This is a genomic window from Brevibacillus fluminis, from assembly GCF_003710825.1.
GTDB classification, from domain to species: Bacteria; Bacillota; Bacilli; order Brevibacillales; family Brevibacillaceae; genus Brevibacillus_D; species Brevibacillus_D fluminis.
In genome coordinates this window covers 1-374 of record NZ_RHHQ01000087.1, presented here as the reverse complement: position 1 = coordinate 374, position 374 = coordinate 1, and the positions used below count along the sequence as shown (strand labels likewise).

General features: G+C 52.7%; 1 protein-coding gene. It reads right to left on the bottom strand.

Annotated features, from left to right (window positions below):
* The coding region (locus EDM56_RS31050) for a phosphoenolpyruvate hydrolase family protein (RefSeq protein WP_148040458.1) at positions 1–285 on the bottom strand (285 nt) is incomplete at its 3' end.
* Positions 286–374 lie beyond the last annotated feature (89 nt).

Genomic DNA, 374 nt, shown 5'->3' with positions numbered 1-374 from the left:
ATCGGTGGCGCAAACGCCGTAAATGACCGGTGTCTCTCCCGCGTGCGGCAAAATTTCGCGGTAGCCGGTTTTCAGTACCATTTCGTTGCTATTGGCAAACGGAAGCAGCGAGCCCAATGTGGATACGCCCGCGTTTCGGAATAATCCTGCGTTTAAGACGAGTAAAAAATCGGCCCCACCTGCCACGGCTTGCTTTGCGGAGAAGCCGGAGCCGGTTGCGACGCCGATCAAGGGTTTTTTGGTGTTCAGGCTGTCAATGAGTGATGCGCGTAGCTTTTCTTTCATTCGTTGAGCGGCCTCCCTTGTATTTGTTACTCCAGTGTAGCAAGATTTTACCTAGCGGAAAATACCTTGGTGGAGGTGAGGGGATTTGG